The sequence below is a fragment of the Paenibacillus sp. JZ16 genome, assembly GCF_015326965.1.
In the GTDB taxonomy this organism is placed as follows: Bacteria; Bacillota; Bacilli; order Paenibacillales; family Paenibacillaceae; genus Paenibacillus_AQ.
In genome coordinates, this window is record NZ_CP017659.1 from 5,981,948 (window position 1) to 6,005,519 (window position 23,572).

Annotated in this window: 15 protein-coding genes; 10 read left to right on the forward strand and 5 right to left on the reverse strand. The window is 52.1% G+C overall.

Going from position 1 to position 23,572, the window contains the following annotated elements:
• The first annotated feature begins 11 nt into the window (after positions 1-11).
• The 3 genes from BJP58_RS26735 to BJP58_RS26745 all read left to right on the forward strand — a co-directional run bounded on the left by BJP58_RS26735 (position 12) and on the right by BJP58_RS26745 (position 1,430).
• Positions 12-263, forward strand: a complete 252-nt coding sequence (locus BJP58_RS26735; protein ID WP_194541304.1) for a hypothetical protein — start codon at positions 12-14, stop codon at positions 261-263.
• A 303-nt stretch (positions 264-566) separates the two neighbouring features.
• Positions 567-938 (forward strand): Rieske (2Fe-2S) protein, encoded by a 372-nt coding sequence (locus BJP58_RS26740; RefSeq protein WP_194541305.1) that lies wholly within the window; start codon positions 567-569, stop codon positions 936-938.
• A gap of 339 nt (positions 939-1,277) precedes the next feature.
• Positions 1,278-1,430 carry a hypothetical protein gene (locus BJP58_RS26745; protein WP_194541306.1) on the forward strand — a complete coding sequence of 51 codons (153 nt, stop codon included), beginning with the start codon at positions 1,278-1,280 and terminating at the stop codon, positions 1,428-1,430.
• A 152-nt stretch (positions 1,431-1,582) separates the two neighbouring features.
• Here the strand turns inward: BJP58_RS26745 and BJP58_RS26750 are convergent, their stop codons facing one another.
• Genes BJP58_RS26750 through BJP58_RS26760 form a run of 3 tightly spaced genes read right to left on the reverse strand, consistent with a single transcriptional unit; the run spans position 1,583 to position 3,230 of the window.
• Positions 1,583-2,125, reverse strand: coding sequence for a chromate efflux transporter ChrA (locus BJP58_RS26750; protein ID WP_194541307.1), 543 nt, complete (start codon positions 2,123-2,125; stop codon positions 1,583-1,585).
• A complete protein-coding gene (locus BJP58_RS26755) occupies positions 2,125-2,694 on the reverse strand; it encodes a chromate efflux transporter ChrB (protein ID WP_194541308.1) in 570 nt (189 codons plus the stop codon). Before BJP58_RS26755 ends, BJP58_RS26750 begins: the two co-directional genes overlap by 1 nt.
• Before the next feature lie 53 nt (positions 2,695-2,747).
• Complete coding sequence (locus BJP58_RS26760; RefSeq protein WP_194541309.1) at positions 2,748-3,230, reverse strand: chromate efflux transcriptional regulator ChrS; 483 nt, start codon at positions 3,228-3,230, stop codon at positions 2,748-2,750.
• A 333-nt stretch (positions 3,231-3,563) separates the two neighbouring features.
• Here BJP58_RS26760 and BJP58_RS26765 point away from each other — a divergent pair, with 333 nt between their 5' ends.
• The 7 genes from BJP58_RS26765 to BJP58_RS26795 all read left to right on the forward strand — a co-directional run bounded on the left by BJP58_RS26765 (position 3,564) and on the right by BJP58_RS26795 (position 21,193).
• Complete coding sequence (locus BJP58_RS26765) at positions 3,564-4,658, forward strand: CapA family protein (protein WP_194541310.1); 1,095 nt, start codon at positions 3,564-3,566, stop codon at positions 4,656-4,658.
• 475 nt (positions 4,659-5,133) lie between these two features.
• On the forward strand, positions 5,134-11,232 hold the full coding sequence (locus BJP58_RS26770) for a phosphodiester glycosidase family protein (RefSeq protein WP_442953941.1): 6,099 nt from the start codon (positions 5,134-5,136) through the stop codon (positions 11,230-11,232).
• Positions 11,233-11,459: 227 nt separating this feature from the next.
• Positions 11,460-11,786, forward strand: a complete 327-nt coding sequence (locus BJP58_RS26775; RefSeq protein WP_156088569.1) for an antibiotic biosynthesis monooxygenase family protein — start codon at positions 11,460-11,462, stop codon at positions 11,784-11,786.
• A gap of 38 nt (positions 11,787-11,824) precedes the next feature.
• Entirely contained in the window at positions 11,825-12,820 is a 996-nt protein-coding gene (locus BJP58_RS26780; RefSeq protein ID WP_194545076.1) for a Gfo/Idh/MocA family protein, read from the forward strand.
• A 222-nt stretch (positions 12,821-13,042) separates the two neighbouring features.
• Positions 13,043-17,140 (forward strand): S-layer homology domain-containing protein, encoded by a 4,098-nt coding sequence (locus tag BJP58_RS26785; protein WP_194541312.1) that lies wholly within the window; start codon positions 13,043-13,045, stop codon positions 17,138-17,140.
• Between the two features lie 292 nt (positions 17,141-17,432).
• A complete protein-coding gene (locus BJP58_RS26790; RefSeq protein ID WP_194541313.1) occupies positions 17,433-20,369 on the forward strand; it encodes a family 10 glycosylhydrolase in 2,937 nt (978 codons plus the stop codon).
• A gap of 185 nt (positions 20,370-20,554) precedes the next feature.
• Positions 20,555-21,193, forward strand: coding sequence for a TVP38/TMEM64 family protein (locus BJP58_RS26795; RefSeq protein ID WP_194541314.1), 639 nt, complete (start codon positions 20,555-20,557; stop codon positions 21,191-21,193).
• Here the strand turns inward: BJP58_RS26795 and BJP58_RS26800 are convergent.
• Positions 21,188-22,864: a PH domain-containing protein gene (locus BJP58_RS26800; protein ID WP_194541315.1), complete on the reverse strand. Its 1,677-nt coding sequence runs from the start codon at positions 22,862-22,864 to the stop codon at positions 21,188-21,190. The genes BJP58_RS26795 and BJP58_RS26800 overlap by 6 nt on opposite strands.
• Positions 22,857-23,339 carry a PH domain-containing protein gene (locus tag BJP58_RS26805; protein WP_194541316.1) on the reverse strand — a complete coding sequence of 161 codons (483 nt, stop codon included), beginning with the start codon at positions 23,337-23,339 and terminating at the stop codon, positions 22,857-22,859. The genes BJP58_RS26800 and BJP58_RS26805 overlap by 8 nt, the downstream gene beginning before the upstream one ends.
• Between the last annotated feature and the right edge of the window lie 233 nt (positions 23,340-23,572).

Sequence of the window (23,572 nt, forward strand, 5' to 3'; positions counted from 1 at the left end):
TAAATGGATAAATGGATGAACGGATGAACGGTCCGTATGAAAGCTTGCTTGAACAATTGAAGCTGGGGGTATGGGTAAAGCAAAGTCAGACCACAGACGAGCCAAAGACCAACGAAAGACGAGCCAAAGATGAGCCAAAGACCAACGAAAGGCAAACGAAAGATGAGCCAGAGAAAAACAAAGTTGAACCAAAGGCGAGAGAAAGTCGAAAACAATGGCAAAACAAAGGCGAAAAGAAAAAGGCAAAAACAAAGGTGAACTAAATTCAAAACAAAGTTGAACCAAAGGCGAAAGAAGAAGGTCGAAAACACAAAAACAAAGTTGAACCAATGGCGAAAGAACAAGGTCGAAAACACTAAAACAAAGTTGAACCAAAGGCGAAAGAAGAAGGTCGAAAACACAAAAACAAAGTTGAACCAGAGGCGAAAGAAGAAGGTCGAAAACAAAGGCAAAAAAATAGTTGAACTAAACTCAAAGCCAAACTCAAAGCAAACTCAAAGCAAACTCAAAGCAAACTCAAAGCCAAACCCTACAAAGCTGGGCTCATAGGCAAGGAGGTGGCATGTATGGCAATACATTACGTGCTGGCGGAGGAGGACGTTCCGGAGGGCGGGCACGCGGTCGTGAACATAGAGGGACGCGAAATCGGCATCTATCGGGTCAACGGCGAGTACCATGCGATTCTGAACTACTGCCCGCATCAGGGGGCGCCAATCTGCGCAGGACTGGTCTCCGGTACGACGCTTCCTTCGGAAGTATACGACTACGAATACGGCCGGGCAGGCGAAATTGTCCGCTGTCCCTGGCATGGGTGGGAGTTCGACCTGCAGACCGGCAAGTCGCTGTTTAGCGACCGCATCCGGGTGAAGAAGTATAAGGTGGAGGTCCATGAGGGCAAGATCGGGGTGGTGATGGGGAGGAAGCAGGCGGGGAGTTGAAGAGGTGTAATTAATGGGATGTAATTATGGGGATGTAATTAATGGGGCTGAAGGTACCAGTACTACCCATGGGCACTCAAGTTTCTTGTGTCAGCTTTTAACGGACCCTAGATCCGTTATTTAAGATCAAAACTCGATTATTTACAATGTACCGGACTCCAGATCCGTTATTGTGCGAATTACGGGTGCCAATATCAATAAAAACAGCAAATAAGATCCTCTGTGTCCGCTAAAGCTACCCAAAGGGCTATTTTGTACAAAATAAGGTATTCTGAGTCCGTTAGAAAGTCCTCACGACCATAGAGCAAGAGGACTTAGGGAGGACATATTGAATGATATTTGTACATCGTGCGCACTGCTCCCTGTGCGCACGATGCGTGGTTCGGGGCATGCTTGGATGGCTGTCGACCATATGGCGATCATATTTTTGGACGTCCGGTTCACAGTGAACTGCTGCTCATTGCACTGCTGCTCATTGCACTGTTCGTCTAAGCGGGGTGATAGGTACGGTGCGTAGTCCGGTGACGGCTTGGATGGCTCTCAATTGAAAAAAGAGCGAGTATGGTGGGAGTGAGTCCCTCATACTCGCTCTTTTGGTCAGGGCGATTTTAGAGAACGGGTTACTGTTGTTACTCGATCCCCCCTCACACCACCTGCGACAACACTAAGCCCCCGTAAGCAAACGCGGCCAGGATCACCAGCGCCGGGTGGATCTTGCGGATGTTCATGGCCCAGAAAGCGACGGCGGCGATGCCGAGGGATTGCAGGAGGCCGATGGAGATGACGGAGCTTTGGCCGATCTGCCAGGTCAGAGTCAGCATCATGATGGCGATGACCGGCTGGACCAGCAGGGTCATGCCTTTGACCACGGGCGACGTGCGGTATTTCTGCAGCAAATTCAGCAGCCAGATGAGCGCTACCGCGGAAGGGATGACCGTCGCCGCGAGGGCGAGAGTCATGCCCATCCAGCCGGATACGCCATACCCGACAAAAGCGGCAATTTTGGTGGCGATCGGCCCGGGAAGTGCGTTGCCAAGGGCAAGCATGTTGGAGAATTCCGGGTCGGTCAGCCAGCCGTGATTCGTGACGATTTCCTTATACATGAGGGGGATCGAAGCAGGGCCGCCGCCATACCCGAGAACGTTGGAGACAAAAAAGCTGACCAGCAGCTGCAGCCATTCTTCCATCAGGCGGACCCCTCCTTATCCCGTCTTTGTTTTTTGAGTTTGGCTACGGTTCTAAAATGCACGGTGCCATAAGCAAGGAACAGCATAATGACGAGGGCCGGATGGAGCTGGAAACGCTCCAGCAGGAGAAACGACACCACGAAAAATCCGATCCCGGCGTAAATGCCAAGTCCCTTTACAGCCTTCTCGCCGAATTCGTAAGCCATCGTGCCCAGCATGACGGCAATGACCGGCGTAACGCCGGCAATCATGCCTGCCACCACTTTGGAGCTGCTGAGGAATGTCACGGCCGACAGCAGCGCGATCATCGCAATGCTGGTTGGCAGGATATGCGCGAGAACGGCAGCTATAGCACCAGGCACCCCTTTTTTCCGGTAACCGAGATAGGCGGCCATCTTCGTGGCAATCGGGCCCGGGAGCGCGTTGGCCAGCGCGAGTACCTCTCCGAATTCATCGTCGCTGAGCCAGTGGTAACGAACGACGGCCTCGTGACGGATCAACGGAATAACCGAAGGTCCGCCGCCGTAGCCGAGTATGCCGGTTCGGAACATGCCGAACATTAATTCCATGTATGGGTTGCTAGTTTTATCAGGCAAGGTATGAGTCCTTTCTGTCGAGAGAGTTAGAGTCGGATGCCCATTCGGCTTTTATAGCGCTTGATCAAGATCTGCGTGTCCACACTCGTAATGCCCGGGAGCGGGTAAAGCTTCTCATTTAAAAACATTTCCATTTCCTTATGATCGGTAAAAAGTCCGTGCATATGCAGTTTACTGGGACCGGTCATATGATACAGGCTTGTTACATACGGCTCGTTCTCCAAAGTATCCGCCACCTGCTGCAAATATTTGGGCTCCACCTCCACATTAAAAAAAGCGGACACCGAAATTCCCACTTTCTCCGGATTAATGACGGCCGCGAAGCGCTCAATGACGCCTTCATCGAGCAGCGCATTGACCCTGGCCTGTACGGCAACGCGGGACAATCCGATCTCCTTGGCCAAATCCGTGTACGAGATTCGCCCGTTCTTGCCGAGGATCGCAATGATTTTGCGGTCCGTATCATCAATCATGAGAGATGAGTTCTCGCCGGCAGCGTGAATATTCATGGGTTGCAGCTCCTTTTGTTTACTTATATGTAGAATTTCCTCATGTAACTATTACAAAACGTAATTAATATTCAATGTACACTTACGATACGTTTAAATATATAAGCAAATTACGATGTTTTCAATATAATTTGCGAATATTGAAACTTTTTCTCGGCATTTCAAGTCTAAGGCTATGGGTAGTGCTGAAAGAGCTGACTGGTTAGCACCCAGGGTTGGGTTCTATTAAATGGTTCCTTTGATATAAATACCCTTTTCTTTCAATTTATGATAGGATAAACATGTTAAATGACTAGCTTCTTAGAAGTTCTTATTTGGAAAGGCGGCATGTATATGAAGAGATTATTTTGCCTCATTCTGGTTATCGTTATGCTCATTCCGGCGAGTATGGTCTCGGCGGCAGGCACGGATGGTAAAGAGACTCAGAGCAAGGTCCAAGAGACTAAGGATAAAGCGGGTACAACCACTCAAGCCAAGTCGAAGAGTAAACCGATAGATCTTGTTTTTGTAGGTGATATTCTGTTAGACGGATACGTGGGGAACCAGATTGATAGATTCGGGAACCTATACCCGTTTAAGAAGGTGGCCCCCATCTTGAAAGAGGCGGATATGGCATTTGCCAACCTGGAGACGCCGGTCTCCATTCGCGGCAAGGCTGCGGATAAAACATTTGCCTTCCGTTCGAAGCCGGACACGCTCAAGGGCTTGGTATACGCGGGAATCGACGGCGTAACGCTGGCGAACAACCACATCCTGGACTATGGCCAGCAGGCCATGCTGGACACGATTACCCATCTGAAGCGCCAGAAGATCGGATATACCGGAGCGGGGCGAAATATTGACGAGGCCTTCCAGCCTTACGTGAAGAGCATTGACGGAAAGAAAATTGCGGTGCTGGGCGTCAGCCGGGTGCTGTCGGACAATTCCTGGATCGCGGGCAAGAACCATCCGGGCGCAGCTTCCGCTTACACGTTGGAGCCGATGCTGAGCCATATCAAGAAATCGGCAAAAACAAATGATTACACAATCGTGTACATCCACTGGAACGAGGAATTCGCTGACTATCCGGAAGAATATGCGCGCACGATGGCGAAGAAGTTGATCGACGCCGGTGCCGACATCATTATCGGATCGCACAGCCATACGTTGATGGGCATCGAATATTACAAGAACAAGCCGATTTATTATTCGCTCGGGAACTTCGTGTTCAACCGCTCGACTCGGGGCGGGGATAAAACCTTGCTGTCGATGATGGTGCATGTTGAGATTCAGGGCTCCAAGATCACGAGCCGGGTTACGCCGGTGAAGATTATTCAAGGCCAACCGAATCTGATGGACAAGAACTACAACAAAGAGATCATCGCGAAACTGAACAAACTCTCCTATAATGCAAAGATTGATGCCAACGGCAACGTCAGCAAAAAATAATAGGGAATGTTGAAAACAACGGCGGCTATATGCTGCGGTTGTTTTTTGTGTGCTGTTAAGTTCACCTTAAAAATAAGTCGGAACCTGGCAGAAAGGCGTTTGTTTTTATTCCCCGTATTCGACAAAAGCTCCGCTTACGTCATCCGACCGGAAATTCCTGCCGAAAAAATAAAATAAAATTTTACAAAATATATTGTAAATTGAAATAAAATTTCAATATGATGAAGAGAGAGAAGACGAGTTAATTTCGGTCGCCCGAGCGGTAATTACGGATCGGCAGCATACTTTTTTGCAGCCCTTCCAGCTAATGACTGAATGTAAAGCCGATAGCGGCAGAGTTAACTTCGTCTTAACACAGATTGGAGGTGGATTTAACAAGCCAGCGTTATACTCCCGAGTAGGTCTTTCGTTCATGAGCGGACTTACAACCGAGAGGAACCAGAGTCCAAGCAGAGAGAAGGAGGAATTCATGTACATGTTAAGGAGCAAAAAGAGAATATCATCGCTGCTCAGCGGAGTGATGTTTCTATCGCTGCTGTTTCCCGCAGGACAAGCTGCTGCCGCGGATCCAGCTGCCGCCGCGTCATCGATTATGGATATGCGGCAGATGGAGATCGGGCCGGGGGCTACATATACGTGGGCGAATATGCAAAAGGGCAGCGGCGAGCAGAAGGTCCACATGGTGGAGTTCAACCCATCGCAAGGGAATCTGGAGCTTCAGCCGGGTCTCACGGACGGCAAGGTATACGGCATGCAGGGAGTCAGCAAAATGGCGTCCGATGCCGACAAGGCAGGCAATCGCGTCATCGCCGCGGTAAACGGAGATTTCTATGATATGTCCACCGGCATTCCGCTCGGATTGTTTATGGGGGACGGGGAACTGTTGACGGATCCGCCCAGCGGCCGGAACGCCTTTGGCATTAAGCAGGACGGAACGAGCCTGTACGGCAGTCCGAAATTAACGAAAAACGTGACGATAGGCGGAACGGTCAGCAGCCTGTCCTCTATCAACCGTCTAAGAGGGACGGACGCACTTGTCCTTTATACCGAAAAATTCAATGCCACCACGATGACCAATAATCTTGGCGACGAGGTCATTCTGGATATTGTAAGCGGCAGGGCCGCCAGCGGGGAGACCTTGACGATGAAGGTGGCTTCCGTTCTTAAGGACCAGGGGAACTCGCCGATTGGCCAAGGTCAAGTGGTTCTGTCCGCTTCGGGCTCGCAGCGGAACAAGCTTGCCGGGTTGAAGGTAGGGGATGAAGTGACGGCGAGTTTTCAGCTGGATAACGAATGGCGGGACGTCACGATGGCGATTGGCGGTACCGTGATGCTGGTCAAGGATGGCGTCGTGCAGCAGCATACCGATCCGGCTGTACACCCGAGAACGGTGGTGGGCAGCAAAGCGGACGGCTCCGTTGTGCTGTTCGAGGTTGATGGCCGCCAGCCGGGGTTCAGTGAAGGGCTTACCTACATCGAGCTTGGCGAAATGCTGCAGGAGCTTGGCGTAGTGAACGCACTGAACCTGGACGGAGGCGGTTCGGCCACCTTCGTTGCCCGCCTGCCGGGAGAAACGGAGCGCAAAGTGCTCAACTCGCCGTCGGACGGCGGGGAACGCAAAACGGCCAACGGCATTTTACTGGTGAACAAGGCGCCAGAAGGAGCAGCGAATAAACTTGTCGTTGCACCGACGCTGGAAAGAGTGCTGACTGGTTCATCCGCTACCTTCAAAACGGCGGCCGTGGATCAGAATCTGCATCCGGCGAATATGACGGAGGCCGCGGTTTGGAGCGTTGACCCAGCCTATGGGACAATCGACGCCACCGGGACGTTTAAGGCAGGCAACCAACCTGGATTGACCGAGGTATCCGTACAATCCGGTAATCTGACGGGAAAAGCCGCATTGGAAGTTGTTGATGAGCTGACCGAGCTCAAGTTCTCGGACGCGGTGAAGACCTTCTCTTCCGGCTCGACAGAGACGCTCAAGGTCACGGCGCTTCGCAATGGTCAAGTGGTACAGGCCGACAATAGCCGTTTGGAGTGGCGTACCGAAGGCGATATCGGGACGATTGACGGCAACGGAACGTTTACCGCCACGGACAAGCAGGACGTCAGCGGTAAAATCTTCGTGAAGTACGGTCAAATCGAGACCTCAATCGAAGTGAACGTCGGGCTTCCGCCGGTCATGCTCGAAGATTTCGAGAACGGCCTTAGCCGTTATAAACCGAGCGCCGGTGCGCTGTTCAAATACAGCAGGGTATCCATTGAAACCGATGACACCTATATTCGTTCCGGGAATGGCGCCTTGAAGTTGGAGTACGATTTTACCGGGACGACAGGCACCTCCGGTGCTTATCTGGAGACGACAGGCGCTGCGGACTATATCGAAATTCCGGGCTATCCGGAGAAAATCAGCATGTGGGTGTACGGGGATGGCAACACGCACTGGCTTCGTGCCCAACTGCGTGACAGCAAAGGCACAATCGGGCTCGATTTTACCGATCAGACAACCGGCGTCGACTTCAAGGGATGGAAGTATCTCGAGGCGTCCGTACCCAAAGGAAGAACCCTTCCGCTGAAGATGGACGCACCTGTACGATATATGGAAACAAATAACGCGAAAAAAGACGCTGGAGCCATCTACGTGGACGAAATTCGCGCATTGTACGGTCCGGCCAATGACGATATCGATCCACCGGTTCTGAAGAAATTCTCGCCGGCTGACGGTACGGAGATTACAGAGAACACGCCGACCATTACCGTGTATGCCGAGGATGCAGGCTATGATCCTGTCGCACACCCGGGAACGACGCTGATTGATCCGGACAAAATCCGATTCTATCTGGATGGAAGTCTGGTGCAGCATACCCTGTATCCGCCGGAAGGAAGAATCCATTACACGCCGAGTGTTCCGCTCGCCGATGGCGTTCATCAAGCAAAAGTCACCGTCCGAGATCTGTCGGGCAACCAAACGACCAAGGAATGGAACTTCATCGTAAATACCGGCTCAGCCAAGGTGGTGTACAATACGCCGGATACGATCTATGTTGGCGGCAGTTACACGCTGGATATCGGCGGTGTGAAGACATCCCAAATTCGCAGCGGCCATGTCGATTTCCAATTCGATCCCACCAAAGTGGAGAATCTGGAGCTCATACCAGGGGACAAGCTGAGTGCATCCCAGGTTAGCGCAAGCATCGACGGTACAACAGGAAAGGTAAGAGTGACTTGGAAGGACATCCATACCGCATCCCTGCAGGATACGGATTGGATCGGCCAAATCCGGTATGACGTGAAAAAGAACGCAGCCGGCAGCAGTATCATAGCGCTCACGTCCGGAGCGGTATCCTTCACCGATACGGGCAATACCGAATTTTCGTTCTATGGTCTTCCGATCGAATCGCAGATCGCAGCGCATTATGCGCTGAGCTGGAATAAGGATGGAATCGTAGAGGGATACGAAACGGTGTTCGAAGTGACCGATGCCCATGGTCAGCCTGTGGAAGGCGTCCAGATCATGGCTGACGCGGCAGCGATAGGCACAACGGATGCGGCGGGTATCCTGAAGACCGGGGCGCTGACATCCCAGGTCAAGACGTATACCGTGCAGGCCGTGAAGAACAATCAATATAGTCCGGCCTTGGAGTTTAAGGTTTCGCCGCTGGCTGGAAGTCCTACTCCGTTTAACATCAGCGTGGGCATGGGCGAAGATCCAACCACGTCGCGGATGCTGAACTGGCATACGGACCCGGCGACGGATGGGACTGTCGTGGAACTGACCAAGCGGTCCGAATTTACGGATTTCGATGCGCCGAACGTCCAGAAGTTCAATGGTGCCAGCGAGCTGTACCATACTTTGGATCTCGGCACGGTCCGCGTCCATAAAGCGACGGCGGCCGGTCTTGAGCCAGGCACAGAGTATGTGTACCGTGTCGGTGACGGCCAAGGTCATTACAGTGCCCAAGGCTCGTTTAAAACGACGGAACTCGCGGGAGATACAACGAAATTCTTGTACTTTGCGGATTCCCAGGCATCCACCGCCAAAGAGTTCGAGCTGTGGGGGAATACGATCGACAAGGCGGCAGCCGAGCATCCGGACGCCGAATTCATGGTCCATGCCGGGGATATGGTGGACAAGGGCTTCCTGGAGGAGCAGTGGAACTATTGGTTCGATGAAGCCCAGAAGCATTTCCTGAATACGACGTTAGTGTCGGCCATCGGCAACCATGAAGTGATGGGGACCAAGGAAAACGGGGACTTCCTGGCTCACTTTAACCAACCTGGCAATGGCTTGGACAGCCTGAAGGGAACCAACTTCTCTTTTGATTACAAGGATGTTCATTTCATTATGCTGAACAGCGAGTATCAGCTGGAGGATCAGAAGAAGTGGCTTCAGCAGGATCTGGCTAACAATGCTAAGGAATGGACCATCGCGATGTTCCACCGCGGGCCTTACGGCAGCATCTACGATTCCGCCGAGGTACGGAGCCTGTGGGCGCCAGTGCTGGAGGAATTCGGTGTGGATCTTGTGTTAAATGGACATGATCATATTTATATTCGTTCCTACCCGATGATGAACAACCAGATTGCCGCGGAAGGGAAGGGCACGACCTACGTCGTGGCGGGATCGTCAGGTCCAAAATTCTACTCCCACACAGAGCGGGGCTGGCATGAGGTGGTCGACGAAGAGAAGACTCAAATGTATGCCTCCGTGGAAGTGAAGGGAGACGAGCTTCATTTTGTAACCAAAACGGTTGGCGGACGCATCGTGGACGAGTTTACGCTGACGAAATCGGATACGAAGCCGGAGCCGCAGCGGATTGAAGTAACTCCAAACCAGCTGACGCTAGCTGTAGGCGAGAGTCAAAAGTTACTGGCTGCGGTGAAGCCGAGCCGAGCTGAACGAACCGTGGTGTGGTCCGTATACCATTCCGAACCGTCGAATGACGTCGTCAGCGTGTCCGCAGACGGCATCGTGACGGCTCAAGGGTTGGGCAATGCCGTCGTCAGAGCGACCAGCACGGCGGCACCGGATGTCTATACAGACGTGAGTATTACGGTAGACCGAATCCCGAACGGCAGCATCGAATCGATCCGCTTAAGCGGCAAATCCGAGCTGAAGGTCGGGGACGACGATCAGACCGTAACGGAGGCGGTATATACCGACGGCAGCCGTATCCGTTTAATCGAAGGCATTACCTATGCGAGCAGTAAGCCGGACGTAGCTTCCATTGATGAACAGGGCTCGGTACGGGCTTTGGCAGTAGGGGCGACCGTCATTTCGGCAACCTACGAAGGGTTCAAATCGGAGTACGCTTTGAGAGTAATCGCCCGTGGCGGGGGGAATCCTGATCCGGGACCGGAGCCGCCGGTAGACCCGCCCGTGCAGCCGCCGGTAACACCACCGGTTACGCCTCCAGTAACGCCGCCGGTAACGCCGCCTGTTAGACCACCGTCAGGCAGCATCACCCTATCGGCCAGCGAGCTTGCAGCTAAACTGTCGAACGGGCAAGTGATCTTGTCGGTGGACGGAAACTTTACGGATATTACGCTGCCAGGGAATGCAGCAGACATACTCAAGGATGGTTCAATCCGTCTCGAAGCGAAGAATTTGTCCCTAACGATACCGGCCGAAGTGCTTCGTCAGCTGGGCGGTCTTGCAAATGCTGGGCAGCTTGAGAATGGCGCGATAAAACTGAGTGCCTCCACGTTATCGGATGCGGAGATGAAGGAGCGAATCGCGCAAGCTGCCCGCGTCTCCGGCGCTAAGCTGACAGCAGCCGGAGCCATGCTGGAGTTCCAGCTTCAATTAACGACAGCGGATGGCAAAATTCACAGCTTAACCGAATTCGATCATTCGATCACGCTAGAACTGCCTGTATCTTCAGATGCCAATGGCAAAAGAATCTCCATGTACTATTTATCCGGCAGCGGAGAGCTGGAGTATATCGGCGGTGTAAACAAAGACGGCCGCATGGCCGCGGGAATCCGCCATTTCAGCGCTTACGGTTTGCTGGATTACGAGAAGACCTTTGCCGATGTGCCATCTTCATTCTGGGCCGCGGAGGTGATCGGCGATTTGGCTGCGAAGCAGCTCATCGAAGGCGTCAGCGCGGACCGCTTCGCACCGGCCCAGCAAGTGACCCGGGCTGAATTTGCCGCGATGCTGGTTCGTTTGCTGGATCTTAAGGCAGAAGGACCTGCGCCGTTTGCCGATGTGGATTCAAGCAAATGGTACGCCAAGGCCGTGTCAGCAGCTGCCCAGTCCGGCATCGTGAACGGAACCGGCAAAGACAGCTTTACGCCCGACGCACCTATCAAGCGCCAGGAAATGGCGGCGATGCTGGTGCGTGCTTATGCCCACGCGATGAAACAGCAGCAGGAGAGCATCAGCGCGGGAAGCGGATTTACCGATCTCGCCGAGTCCCCGGACTGGGTTCGGGAAGCGGTAGAAACCGCGCATGCCCTCGGTTTTGTTCAGGGCCATACGCCGAGCCGCTTTGAACCGGATGGCCTGACCACGCGTGCGGAAAGCGCGCAGGTCATTTATAATCTGCTGAATAAGCTGAAGTAAATTCTAGAAGGCAGAATACCGCTTCTCTTCTCCTGTAGACCATCACAGTGGAAGAGAGGCGGTTTTTTTTAGACTAACCGCGGTCTATCTTCATGGCATATACGTCGAAAGACATTTTTCTTACAGGTTAAAGAATGGCGGAAGTTCCGATATAATGATTACATGGTCAATGAGTGAATGTAAATCGGAGTAATGGCTAATCTGGTAACCGGGAAGAGGGGAAGAGGATGACGGAATACGCGAACACGCCGAAGCCGCCGTATTATGCCTGCATTTTTGTGTCCAAGCGTACAGAGGGTGACCGGGGTTATGGGATGATGGCCGATAAAATGGCAGAGCTCGCAGCGCAGCAGCCCGGCTATTTGGGGGTGGAGTCTGCCCGGGATGAGGGTCTCGGGATCACGGTATCGTACTGGGATTCCCTGGAGGCCATTCGTTTATGGAAGGAAAATGCCGCACATCAGGTAGCACAGGAACGGGGCAAGAACGAGTGGTATGAAAGCTTTGGCTTGCGAATTTGCAAGGTGGAGAGGGATAGCTTCTACAAGCTTTAGGCAAGGCCAATCAAGGAAGAGGATGGGGAGGAATAATGATGATGCAGAATCCGGGCAAGATCAGATGGGGAATTATGGGGACAGGCTGGATTGCGGAGCAGTTTGCAGCCGATCTGGCGTATGTGGAGAACGCTCAGTTTGTGGCCGTAGGCTCACGTACGGCGAGCAGTGCAGGTGAGTTTGCGTCCAAATATGATATACCGCGCGCTTATGGCAGTTACGAGGAACTCGTGAAGGATCCCGATATTGACGTTGTGTACATAGCGACTCCGCATCCGCTGCACCGGGATCATGCCTTAATGTGTCTTCAGGCCGGCAAAGCCGTCCTGTGCGAGAAACCCTTTACGATTAACGGGGATGAACTGGAGGAATTAATGGCGGCTGCACGGGAGCAGAAGCTGTTCCTGATGGAGGCCATGTGGACGCGTTTCCTTACGCCGATCCGGCAGGTGCGCGAATGGCTGAACGATGGACTTATCGGCGACGTTCGGCTCGTGAAGGCCGATTTTGGTTTTCGGAGCGGCTGGAATCCGCAGGGCCGTTTGCTGAATTTGGAGCTTGGCGGCGGCGCGCTGCTGGATGCGGGTATTTATCCGGTATCGTTTGCATCCATGATTTTCGGAACCGAGCCGGAGAAGATATGGAGTACCGCGCATATCGGCGAAACGGGCGTCGATGAGCAGTTCTCGGTTATTCTATCTTATGAATCCGGGAAGACCGCTTCATTAAACGGGGCGATCCGCCTAGGATTGACGAATGAAGCTTATATTTATGGTACAAACGGGTATATTCACATTCCGTCCTTCCTGAATGCAACATCCGCTTCGCTTCATGTTGATGGCGAGGAACCGGTGGTTGTTACGGATGATCGTCAGGAAAAAGGGTATAGCTTCGAGGCTTACGAAGTGGGGCAGTGTCTGCTGGAAGGGCGGCTGGAGAGCGACGTGATGCCGCTTGATGAGTCGCTTGCGATTATGAGGCTGCTGGATCAGATCCGGGGGCAGTGGGGCCTGAAGTATCCTTCGGAAGGTTAAGCCGTCTTGGCGTATAAGGGAGCAGTGCGAGAGAACTTCTCGCCCTGCTTTTTTGTTGTTGTCATAGTTCAGGTGACGTGAGCTATATCATGATATGTTTTCAATGTCATTATTTACATAATCTTTACATTGGGATGACAAGCCATTAATCTCCCCTTGTTATGCTGGAGCTGTTTGACAGTCTCGCTTCACACACATCCAGCATCATAAAGGAGAGAATACATGATTACTCATCAGTACAAAAGGCTATTATCCATGCTGTTATCCGCAGCGTTAGTGTTTGGATTATTTGCAGGGGTCGGATCCTTATCCACTGTTGAAGCAGCAACGCAGGATCAGCCTGATATCTTACTTCAGCGCAATGCGGAGTGGAAGTATTTTGATCAGGGCCAAGATTTAACAACCGTATGGCGTTCCACCTACGATGATTCCTCATGGGAATCCGGATTCGCTCCTTTTGGTTATAAAGATAACGGAAGCGGCATAGCAACCACGGAGTTTGGTCCGCTGGGCACCATAGTAGACTATGGTACGGATAAAAAGCTCAAGCACCGAACGACGTATTTCCGAACGAATCTTCAAGTCAATAAGGACCAAATTGACGGTTACGGCCAGATTCTCGGCACGTTCGGCATTGATGACGGCGCCGTGCTCTACGTCAATGGTCATGAAGTAAGACGCATGGGCATGCCGGAAGGCGAAATCACGTACGACATGAAGGCGACCTCGAGCAAGGACCTACCCGTTATATATGGGGACGTGGACCTGACCGAGCCGCTGAAAACATATTTGCAGGACGGCAATAACGAAATTGCGGTCGAGATCCATCAGCAGAGCGACAGCAGCTCGGATCTATATTTCGATATGGAGCTTACCGCGTTAGCGCAGGCACCGCCACTTGATATTTCCAAGGTTACGGTAACCTTCCATGGAGACGCGACCAGCGCGAAAGGCTTTACCTGGTATACGCCGCTGGGTTCTTCCCAAAGCGATGTCCAGGTTGTGGAGAATCGCGGGGCCGCGCCAGACTTCAGTCAGGCGCTAGCATTTAGCGGCCGTACTTCCGTCTCCTCGAATTCTCCGGGAGAGCATGTACATAAAGCGGAAGCGACAGGTTTAATGGCGGATACCTCCTATTATTTCAGAGTTGGGGACCAGAGCCTGAATGTGTGGAGCGAGGTTGGTACCTTTCAGACGGCACCTATTAGCGGCGCCTTCACGTTTATTGATCTGACGGATACGCAAGCCAAGGAAGAGGACGAGGCGATGCTGTCGGCAGCTACCTTGTCCAAAGCACTTGCCACTATTCCAGATGCTAAATTCGTTGTCCATAACGGAGATGTAGTGGAGAACGGCACATCGGAGCAGGAATGGAACTGGCTGCTGGGCCATTCACAATCCAGCCTTTTGAATACAACAATTGCCCCGTCCGCAGGGAATCACGAGAATAAGAACTACGCCTTCTACGAGCATTTTAATGTGAAGCAGCCAGGCAACGCTGCTACGATTACTGGCGCATACTACTCTTATGACTACAGCAATGCGCATTTCATCGTACTTAACTCCAATGAGAATTCGTCCGAGTACGCAAATTTCTCTGCAGAGCAAGTCGCGTGGATGAAGCAGGATGTGGAGCAAGCGAAAGCTGCCGGCGCAGACTGGATTATCGTCAATATCCATAAAGGGCCGTATACAACTTCGAATCACGCAACCGACAGCGACATCATTGGCGCGAACGGAGTAAGAAATAAAATTGCTCCACTGATGAACGAGCTGGGAATTGATATGGTGCTGCAGGGCCATGATCACATCTATGCGCGGACAAAGCCGATCAAGAGCGACGGAACCGCCGAGGATTTCACGAAAATTACCGAGACGCTTAATGGGCAGAACATCGAATATGCAGTTAAGCCGGATGGAACCATCTACATGATTCCGGCCACCGCAGGAGCCAAGGTTTATTTCAAGAACCAGAAGCCGGAGCTGGGTGATTCATATTTCAATTTGTTTGAGCGCGCGGAAGAGAACCACGCCCGCCAGTACGGTAATACAACCAGCCTTGCCAGAGGCCAGGTTCAGAACTTTGTCGGGTTTACGATCGACGGTGGCAAGCTGACAGCTGTGACGTATGAAATCGATCAGAATCAGCACAACGCGCAGCCGTTTATCGTGGATCAGTTTGGAATCATGAAAGAGACGAAGCCGGATCCTGTTCAGGAAAAAGTGAGCAAAGTGACGGTTACGTTCCACGGTGATACCAAAACATCCAAGGGTTTCACCTGGTATACATCCCAGCAGGTGACAGGCAGTGACCTTCAGATCGTGGAGAAGTCTGCTGTCGCTCCTGACTTTACGAATGGGATCACGTTCCAAGGACGTTCGGCTGCCTCTACTAATTCAGCAGCAGAACTCGTGCATAAAGCCGAAGCAACGAAACTCAAGCCCAATACGTCCTACGATTTCCGCGTAGGGGATGCAGCGCTTGGGGTTTGGAGTGAGACGGGAACCTTCCGGACTGCACCGGAGAGCGGAGCGTTCACGTTCATTGATTTGGCTGATACGCAGGCGAAGGCAGAAGATGAAGCAGTGCTTTCATCCGAGACATTTGCCAAGGCGCTGGCTACCGTGCCGGAAGCGCAATTCGTCGTCCATAACGGCGATATTGTAGACAAGGGCATCAAGGAAGAACAGTGGAATTGGCTATTAGGTCATTCGCAGGAAAGCTTGCTCCGTACGACGCTGGTGCCATCTGCAGGTAACCATGAGGATGAAAACTACGCTTTCATCGAGCATTTCAATGTACAGCAGCCGGATAATTCGGCAACCGAGACCGGAGCGTACTACTCATACGATTACAGCAACGCGCATTTCGTTGTATTGAATTCCAATGAGGACTCGGATGTATACGATAATTTCTCTGTCGAGCAGGTGGAATGGCTCAAACAAGATGTGCAGAAGGCTAAAAAAGCCGGAGCGGAGTGGGTGATCGTCAATATTCATAAAGGTCCGTACACCACGTCGAATCATGCCACGGACTCTGATATTATGGGTGCTAATGGCGTCCGCTCCAAGATTGCTCCGATAATGGCAGAGCTCGGCATTGATTTTGTATTGCAGGGTCATGATCATATTTATGCCCGTACCAAACCGATCAAGGCTGACGGCAAAGCGGCAGAGCCAGAGAAGATAACGGAGATGCTAAACGGTGAGAAGCTGGAATACTCGGTGAATCCTGACGGTACAATCTATTTGATTCCGGCAACTGCAGGACCGAAAGTTTATTATAAGAATCCGAACGAGAAGCTTGGAGATGCATACTACGGACTGTTTGAACGCGCGGAAGAAAATCATGCGGCCAAATACGGACCGGATCCGAGCGATAACCGGCGTCCGAAACGCAGCCAGGTCCAAAATTTCGTTGGTATTACGATCGATGGCGGTAAGCTGACCGCGGTCAGCTATGAAATTGATCAGAACCTCAATGGTGCACAGCCATTTATCATTGATCAATTCGGTATCGTGAAGAAGGATGTTCAAACGCCAAATCCCGATCCAGGAACTCCAGGTCCGGGACCAGGTCCAGAAACACCGAATCCGGGTCCTGGCACATCCAATCCAGGATCAGGAAGCAACTCTGGTTCAGGCAATAATCCTGGTTCCGGCTCAGGATCAGGCTCGGAGAACGGTTCAGGTGCCGGGAATGGAACGAACCCGGGTAACGGATCGGAAACAGGTTCTCAGCCTGGAAGCAACCCCGGTACGGATTCGGGTAATGGGAATCCACCGGCGCTGAAGGATACTGCAGGGCACTGGGCCAAATCAGCCATCGATAAGGCCGTGGCAGCAGGCTTTGTCAACGGGTATGGGGACGGAACCTTCAGGCCAAATCAACAGGTTACGCGGGCTGAATTCATGGCTATGCTGGGCCGCGCGCTGCATCTGACCGAAGGCGGGACTAAGCTTATGTTCACGGACGCAGGCAAGATTCCTTCGTGGGCCAAGGATGCTGTAGCGCAAGGCGTGGCAGCAGGCATCATCAGTGGTTACAAGGATGGCTCCTTCGGTCCGCATAAGCCGCTGAACCGGGCCGAGCTGGTAGCGATGATCGTTCGTGCCAGCGGAATTAATTCCGACTCGGAAGCAAAATTGACCTTTAAAGATACGAAGGAAGTTCCGAAGTGGGCTGCGCCGTATATTGCGACTGCGGTTGATGCAGGACTCGTGGGCGGTGTGGGTAACAATCGCTTCGCACCACAGCAATTCGCAACACGAGCGGAAGCCGTGACGCTGATTATCCGACTTCTTGAATACGTGAACTGAATGAATTATGAAGCCAATACGGGGGATTGTCCCGTGTTGGCTTCTTTTTTGTGATTGCTACGTCATGGACAGCTTAAATTCCTGCCTGATTTATAAAATTATATTTTATTAAAACTATTGAAATTTGAAATAAAATTTCAATATGATAGAGATAGAGATGAACATGTATGTACAGACCATCATGATCATCTACTCCAGCAGATCGACAGGAGGTGAGCTGCAGCCGATTTCGCTTGGAATTGGACTTCAGTTTGGATAGCAAGCACTCATACTAAAGGGAGTGAATTCGTGAATGATAATCAAAAGGCGTGTCTATCGAAGTAAGTCGATCCTATCCGTGACGCTGGCATTAGCCGTGATGTTCAGCTCGGCTGTTTCTGCTTGGGGTTATTCCGTTGATGATTACGCAAGCACCGGAGAACCAAGGGCGGTCGTTATGGAAGATTTTGAATCGGTATCAAATTTGTCCGCATCCTCTGCAAGGGGGAAGGCCCAGCTGGATATAGTGGGGAGGCCGGAGCCAATCTATTACGGGCATCACGCTGCAGCTCTAACTTATGATTTTGTGGGCAGCGAATCCGGCACCTCGGCAGCATATCTCAACTTCAAAGACCCGGACGGTTCTACCGGCAGAAGCGTCCCCGGTTCACCGACTGCCCTCGGTTTATGGGTTTACGGCGATGGCGGGAACCATTGGCTCCGGGCCCAGCTTCAGGATTCCTCCGGCGGCAAGCATGCCGTGGATTTAACGTCTACCTCCGGTTTTAGCTGGAAGGGATGGAAATACGTCAAATTTAACGTTCCCTCTACCATCAAGGCTCCTCTCAAAGTGAATCAAATCTATATCACCGAATTAAAAGATACGAATAAAAACAAAGGCACCGTATACTTCGACAGGCTGTCCGCATTCTATACGGGTTCCCAGGTGTACGGGCTCGACATTGGCGGGCTGACGCCCATGGGCGTTGGAGAAACGGTGAAACCCCAAGTATATGCAACCTATGAAGGACAAACGGAACCTGCATTATTAACAACCGGCGTGAAACTCACCAGCAGTGACGACAACATCGCTACGGTGACAGGCGCTACATACGACACCATTGAAGCATTGGCGCCGGGAACGGTAACCATAACGGCTGAATACGGAGATGCGCCAAAATCTCAGTATGAGCTTCATATTACGCAGGATGTGCCAGCCCCTGGAGAATTGCTGTTATCCGGGCCGCAGCATATGGAGACCAGTCTTACCGGAAAAATGAGAACCAGCGTGGTTTACTCCGTCTACGGAAACCAGACGGATCCTGTATGGCTGACTGAAGGAATTAGTTATGCAAGCGATCAACCGGGCGTTGTATCGGTAGATCAAGCTGGTCAATTGACCGCAGTTTCTGCGGGAACGGCAGGCATTACAGCAATGTACCGCGGAGTAACCGCACAGCATGCCATTACGGTGACGGACCCGGTTCCGGTTCTGCAGAGCATCGAACTTCAAGGTCTTACAGCGGTTACGGTTGGAGACTCCTTCGAGACGGCGGTGTCCGCAACCTACTCCTGGATGGAGGAGCCGGTGATCATAACGGAAGGTGTTACGTTTACCAGCAGTCATCCGGATGTAGCCGCTGTCGACGATAAAGGAGTGGTATCCGGCTTGAAAATAGGTTCTGCTAGAGTAACAGCCACATTCCAAGGAAAGACCAGCTCACTCTACATTACGGTGAATAAAGCCGCCGAGCATCCGAAAACCGAGATGAGAGCCGCCTGGATTGCAACCGTCGACAATATTGACTGGCCCGCCAAAGGAGTCGCCGATCCGGATCTGCAGAAACAGCAGTTTATCAGCCTGCTTGATCAGCTGGAGGATGCGGGGATGAACGCGGTCATTATGCAGATCAAGCCGACGGCGGATGCATTCTACCCGTCCAACTACGGGCCATGGTCAGAATGGCTGACGGGAGTTCAGGGCAAGGATCCAGGGTACGATCCGCTGGCATTCCTGCTGGAGGAAGTCCACAAGCGGAACATGGAGTTTCATGCCTGGTTTAATCCATACCGCATCAGTCTTCAAGGAGATGTCAACAAACTTGTGGCAGACCACCCGGCCAGGCAGCATCCGGAGTGGGTCGAAGTTTATGGCGGCAAGCTGTATTTCAACCCGGGGATACCGGAGGCACAGCAGTTTATCATCGACGGGATTATGGAGGTCGTTCGGAATTACGACATCGACGCCGTGCATTTTGACGATTACTTCTACCCGTATCCCGTAACCGGCGTGGATTTCCCGGATACGGACACCTTTAACCAGTACAAAGGCTCTTTTACGAATAAGGGCGATTGGAGAAGAAATAACGTCAATCAATTCATTCAGAAGGTGAACGAAGCTATCAAGGCCGAGAAGAGCTACGTGAAATTCGGCATCAGCCCGTTTGGTATCTGGAAAAATAAATCCAGCGATCCGACCGGCTCTGAAACCAATGGTCTCGAGAGTTACAATGCCATCTATGCCGACTCGAAGAAATGGGTTGAAGAAGAGTGGATCGATTATATCACGCCTCAGATTTATTGGAATATCGGTTATTCCGCTGCCGCTTACGATAAGCTGATCGATTGGTGGAGTGGGATTGTGTCCGGCAAGAATGTTCATCTATACAGCGGACAAGCCGTATACAAAATCGGGTCGAATGCCGATTGGTCCAATCCCGAAGAGATGCCGAACCAGATCCATTACAACCGCAACTTTGAGGAAGTCCGGGGCAGCATGTACTTCAGTTCCAAATGGTTTAAGGATAATGCGCTCGGATTTACCGACAGACTGAAGAACGATCTGTATCGATATCCGGCATTGATCCCGGCGATGCCTTGGATCGATTCTGAAGCGCCGACAGCGCCCAAGAAGCCCAAGGCTGATCACGAGCAGGATGATGTGAAGCTAAGCTGGAAGTCGACAGATGACGAGACGTATTATGCGGTCTATCGTTTTGATGGCAGAGGCGCCGGCAGTGTTCAAGATCCGTCGCATTTGTTAGGAACTCTCCGAAAAACCGACGATAAGACGCAATTCTTTGTTGATCATACCGCAGCGGGGGGACAAACTTACACGTATGTTGTGACGGCTGTCGATCGTCTGCATAACGAGAGTGCCGCAAGCAAACCGGTCACGGTGAAAGTGAAACATCATGGTAAGCCTGGGAAGCCTCCGGTGAACCCACCGGGGAAACCGAACAAACCGTGAGTTTACATCCTTACTGGTTAACGGTTGGTTTACTTCCCTAAGTAAGAAGTCGCTTTAGAGAGCGGACTGGCCCGCATCAGGTAAAGGGACACCCCGGCTTATAGCCTTGGGGCGTCCCTTTTGCGTTTGTTCCAATGGACATGCTGCGTGATACAATAGGTGCATTACGACCTGGAGTGTGGTGTATGTTCAAGAAATTAGGAATGGCATTGGTTTACGCCGCCATAGGTGGTCTTGTGTATTTTTATGGAGATACCATATTGGTCTGGATTCGATCGACAGACAGTATGACGCTGATCATGTTCATGGCTGTCATCATGGCCTTGTTTCCGGTGATCCCTTATCCGGTGGTAGGAGGCGTAATCGGTGCCGCCCTCGGGCCGGTTATCGGTGGAATCGTCAATTGGGTCGGCTCTACCGCTGCTTCCATCCTCATGTTTATATTCATCCGATACGGGTTTCAGGAATGGGGCGACCGGGTGCTTTACCGTTATAACAGGCTGGGAAAAGTGACAACGATGTTCGAACGGAACGCCTTTATGACCATCCTGTTTACCCGGTTGATCCCGTTTATTCCTTCCATTGTCATCAATGTGTACGCGGCTCTCAGCAAGGTAACGTTCGCATCTTACAGCATCGCGTCCGCGCTAGGCAAGATCCCTGCCATGCTGCTGTTCTCGATGGTAGGCGATCATCTGATGACCGACCCTTCCCACATCATGATAACCATTGGGGTATACGGCGTATTTCTCGCGATAACCCTGCTGGTTTACCGGTTGTCAGGCTTTGGCCGTTCGGGAAGAACGGAGGGCAAACGGTTATAATTGCTCAATGGATGAGGCGGGACCACTTCGTTCTGCAGATGCGGAGGTCTCGCCCTTTTTCTTTTGGAACCAAGCCCGAACCGCCTCGATCTCTCGCTGATCCATGCCGTTTAAGCTTTCATTGATCTCGCTGAATATCATCTTCACCTGCAGAGACAGGAGTCCTATTCTTCGCTGTCTGCGGGTACCGCTGACCTCCATGGCGATAATCTGCGGCCGGCGTATATACCTGGTGGACATCGCAATGAAACGGCTGCGGATCGTCAGCTGTTTGTCCGTTACATTAAGTCCGGAATCCCGGTGCGAAAGGAGTCCCCAAGCTAACGAGAGCGGGAGGAGCAGAAGCGATAACAAACCGAGTTTGTCAAAATACCAAATGCATGCGCCGCTAACGATCGTGGCAAAAGCCAGCTTCCACCGCAGGTACATCCATTTTGCGCGGGGCGGCGGCGAAGCGGTAATAGGCTGAGCGCTGAATTGAGGCGTGACCCGATCCAGCAGCGCTGGAATATCTACGGTCTTCAGTAGAGGATGAAGCATGAAATGCTTGTCGGACTCGGACGTAAGCACATGAACCTTCACTTCAGCGTAACCGAACCAGCGCCGGAATACGCCTTCTTTCACGGTAATGGCCAGCACTCGTTCGGGAGAGAAGAGCAGTCTTTTTCTCTCCAGCAGACCGCAGCTGACCGAGATTTGTTTCCCGATGCGCTCGACGGTAAATCCCGCATATTTGATCGTGTAGAGCACGGCGGAGAGCAGCCAGGATATGATGAGCGCCACAGCGGCAATGCTGATCCAGCTCCCGGGCAGCAGCTTCCCTGCCGATTGAAACAGCGATTGGTACATTTGATCCGGGAGCAGGTCATCGGCAAAAGATAAAATACCGCCTACAAAGGCTAAAGCCAGAGACAGGTTGGGCGAGGAGAGCGCGGCAATGAGCAGGCGTCCCGAGGATAGCTGGAGCAGCGTGCTGCGTTCTTCCTCTGCCGTCCCAGGATCGTCTGCGGTATCTCTCCCGGCAGTAGCGCCGAAATCGGAACCCGTCAATGGATCGCTTCCGTATGCCATGTTCTGATTCGACGGTTGAATGGATTCGTGATTCTCTCGGGTTTCCGACGCTTGAACAGCTGCCCTCTCGCTCGGAGCGGGAAAGCCCTGATCGGATGGGTCGGAACTTTCATGAGCTTGGCGAACCTCCCGTTCCGTCTGCCTTGTTCGGGTTTGCTCGCGCAGCCAGCGCTGCAGCCGTTCGCCTTCGCTATTGGTGATGGCAGGCAGTATGCCGCCGCCTTCCGTTTTGCCCGGCGTTTCGATTCGGACCTGGGTGAGTCCCAGTATTCGCTGCAACAAAGGCTGCTCCAAATTCATGGAATGAATGCGGCCTGTATAGATGGACAACTCCTCACGAAACAGAACGCCGCGACGGATGAGGATTTTGTCCTCTTCTAACGTATAGACGAAGCGTTTCCACTTCAGATACCCGTACAGAAGCAGAAGCGAGACCAGGATGACGATGACGGCGGACAGCCAATACCAGGGGATATCGCGCAGCGATTTTCCGTTAAGGAATTTGATGGATACGAGAGCGGCGATGGGAATGAGTGATTTTACGCTGCCTACGAGCGGGAACAGGATGAACAGCCGGTGCAGTCTTGTCGGTTCATTCATCGTGATCCACCACTTTGGCCAGCTCGCCGATCTGTTTTTTCAGTTCCTCTGCCTCTTCCAGCTTGAGCGCCTGAATAACATGAGTCGTTGCGGCGGTAACGACCTTTACCTTGGCTAGACCATATTTACGAAGGAGCGGCCCCCGCTCAAGCTCCACATGCTGTACACGCGTCATCGGGACAAGGGTGTCACTGAGCCAGATCCAGCCGGAGCGAAGCTCCAACTCTTCCTCGCTTACCTTGAAGCCGAATTGTTTGTAGGTGAAAGAGGGCACGGCCCAAGTAAACCAGGCTCCGAGGACCAGCAGTCCGATGGTGATCCAGCCCGGTATCAGGGTCCACCCGAATATAGCGGCGATGATCAGATAAGCTGCAGCAGCGAGCAGGATCACTCCATCCGTAATGAAACCCGTGATGCGGGAGATCGTTACGGAATCCGGGTGACATCTGCGCATATCGTCAAGCCGATTGTCCATATGTATGTTCCTCCTTGATGTTTAAGATTCAAACAGTCCTCGCATTTATATGTATGTCTACGTTGCTCGGGAAGGATTCGTTTCATCCCGTCTCCCTACCTGCTTGCCGTGCTTATCATTGTAGCATAACAGGCTAACGAGCAATTGAACCTGACCTAACGGTTGCATGAACATATGCTGAATCTGTTAAGCTTGAGTTAAGGAAGAACTTGAAATGATCGAGCATGAAAGGA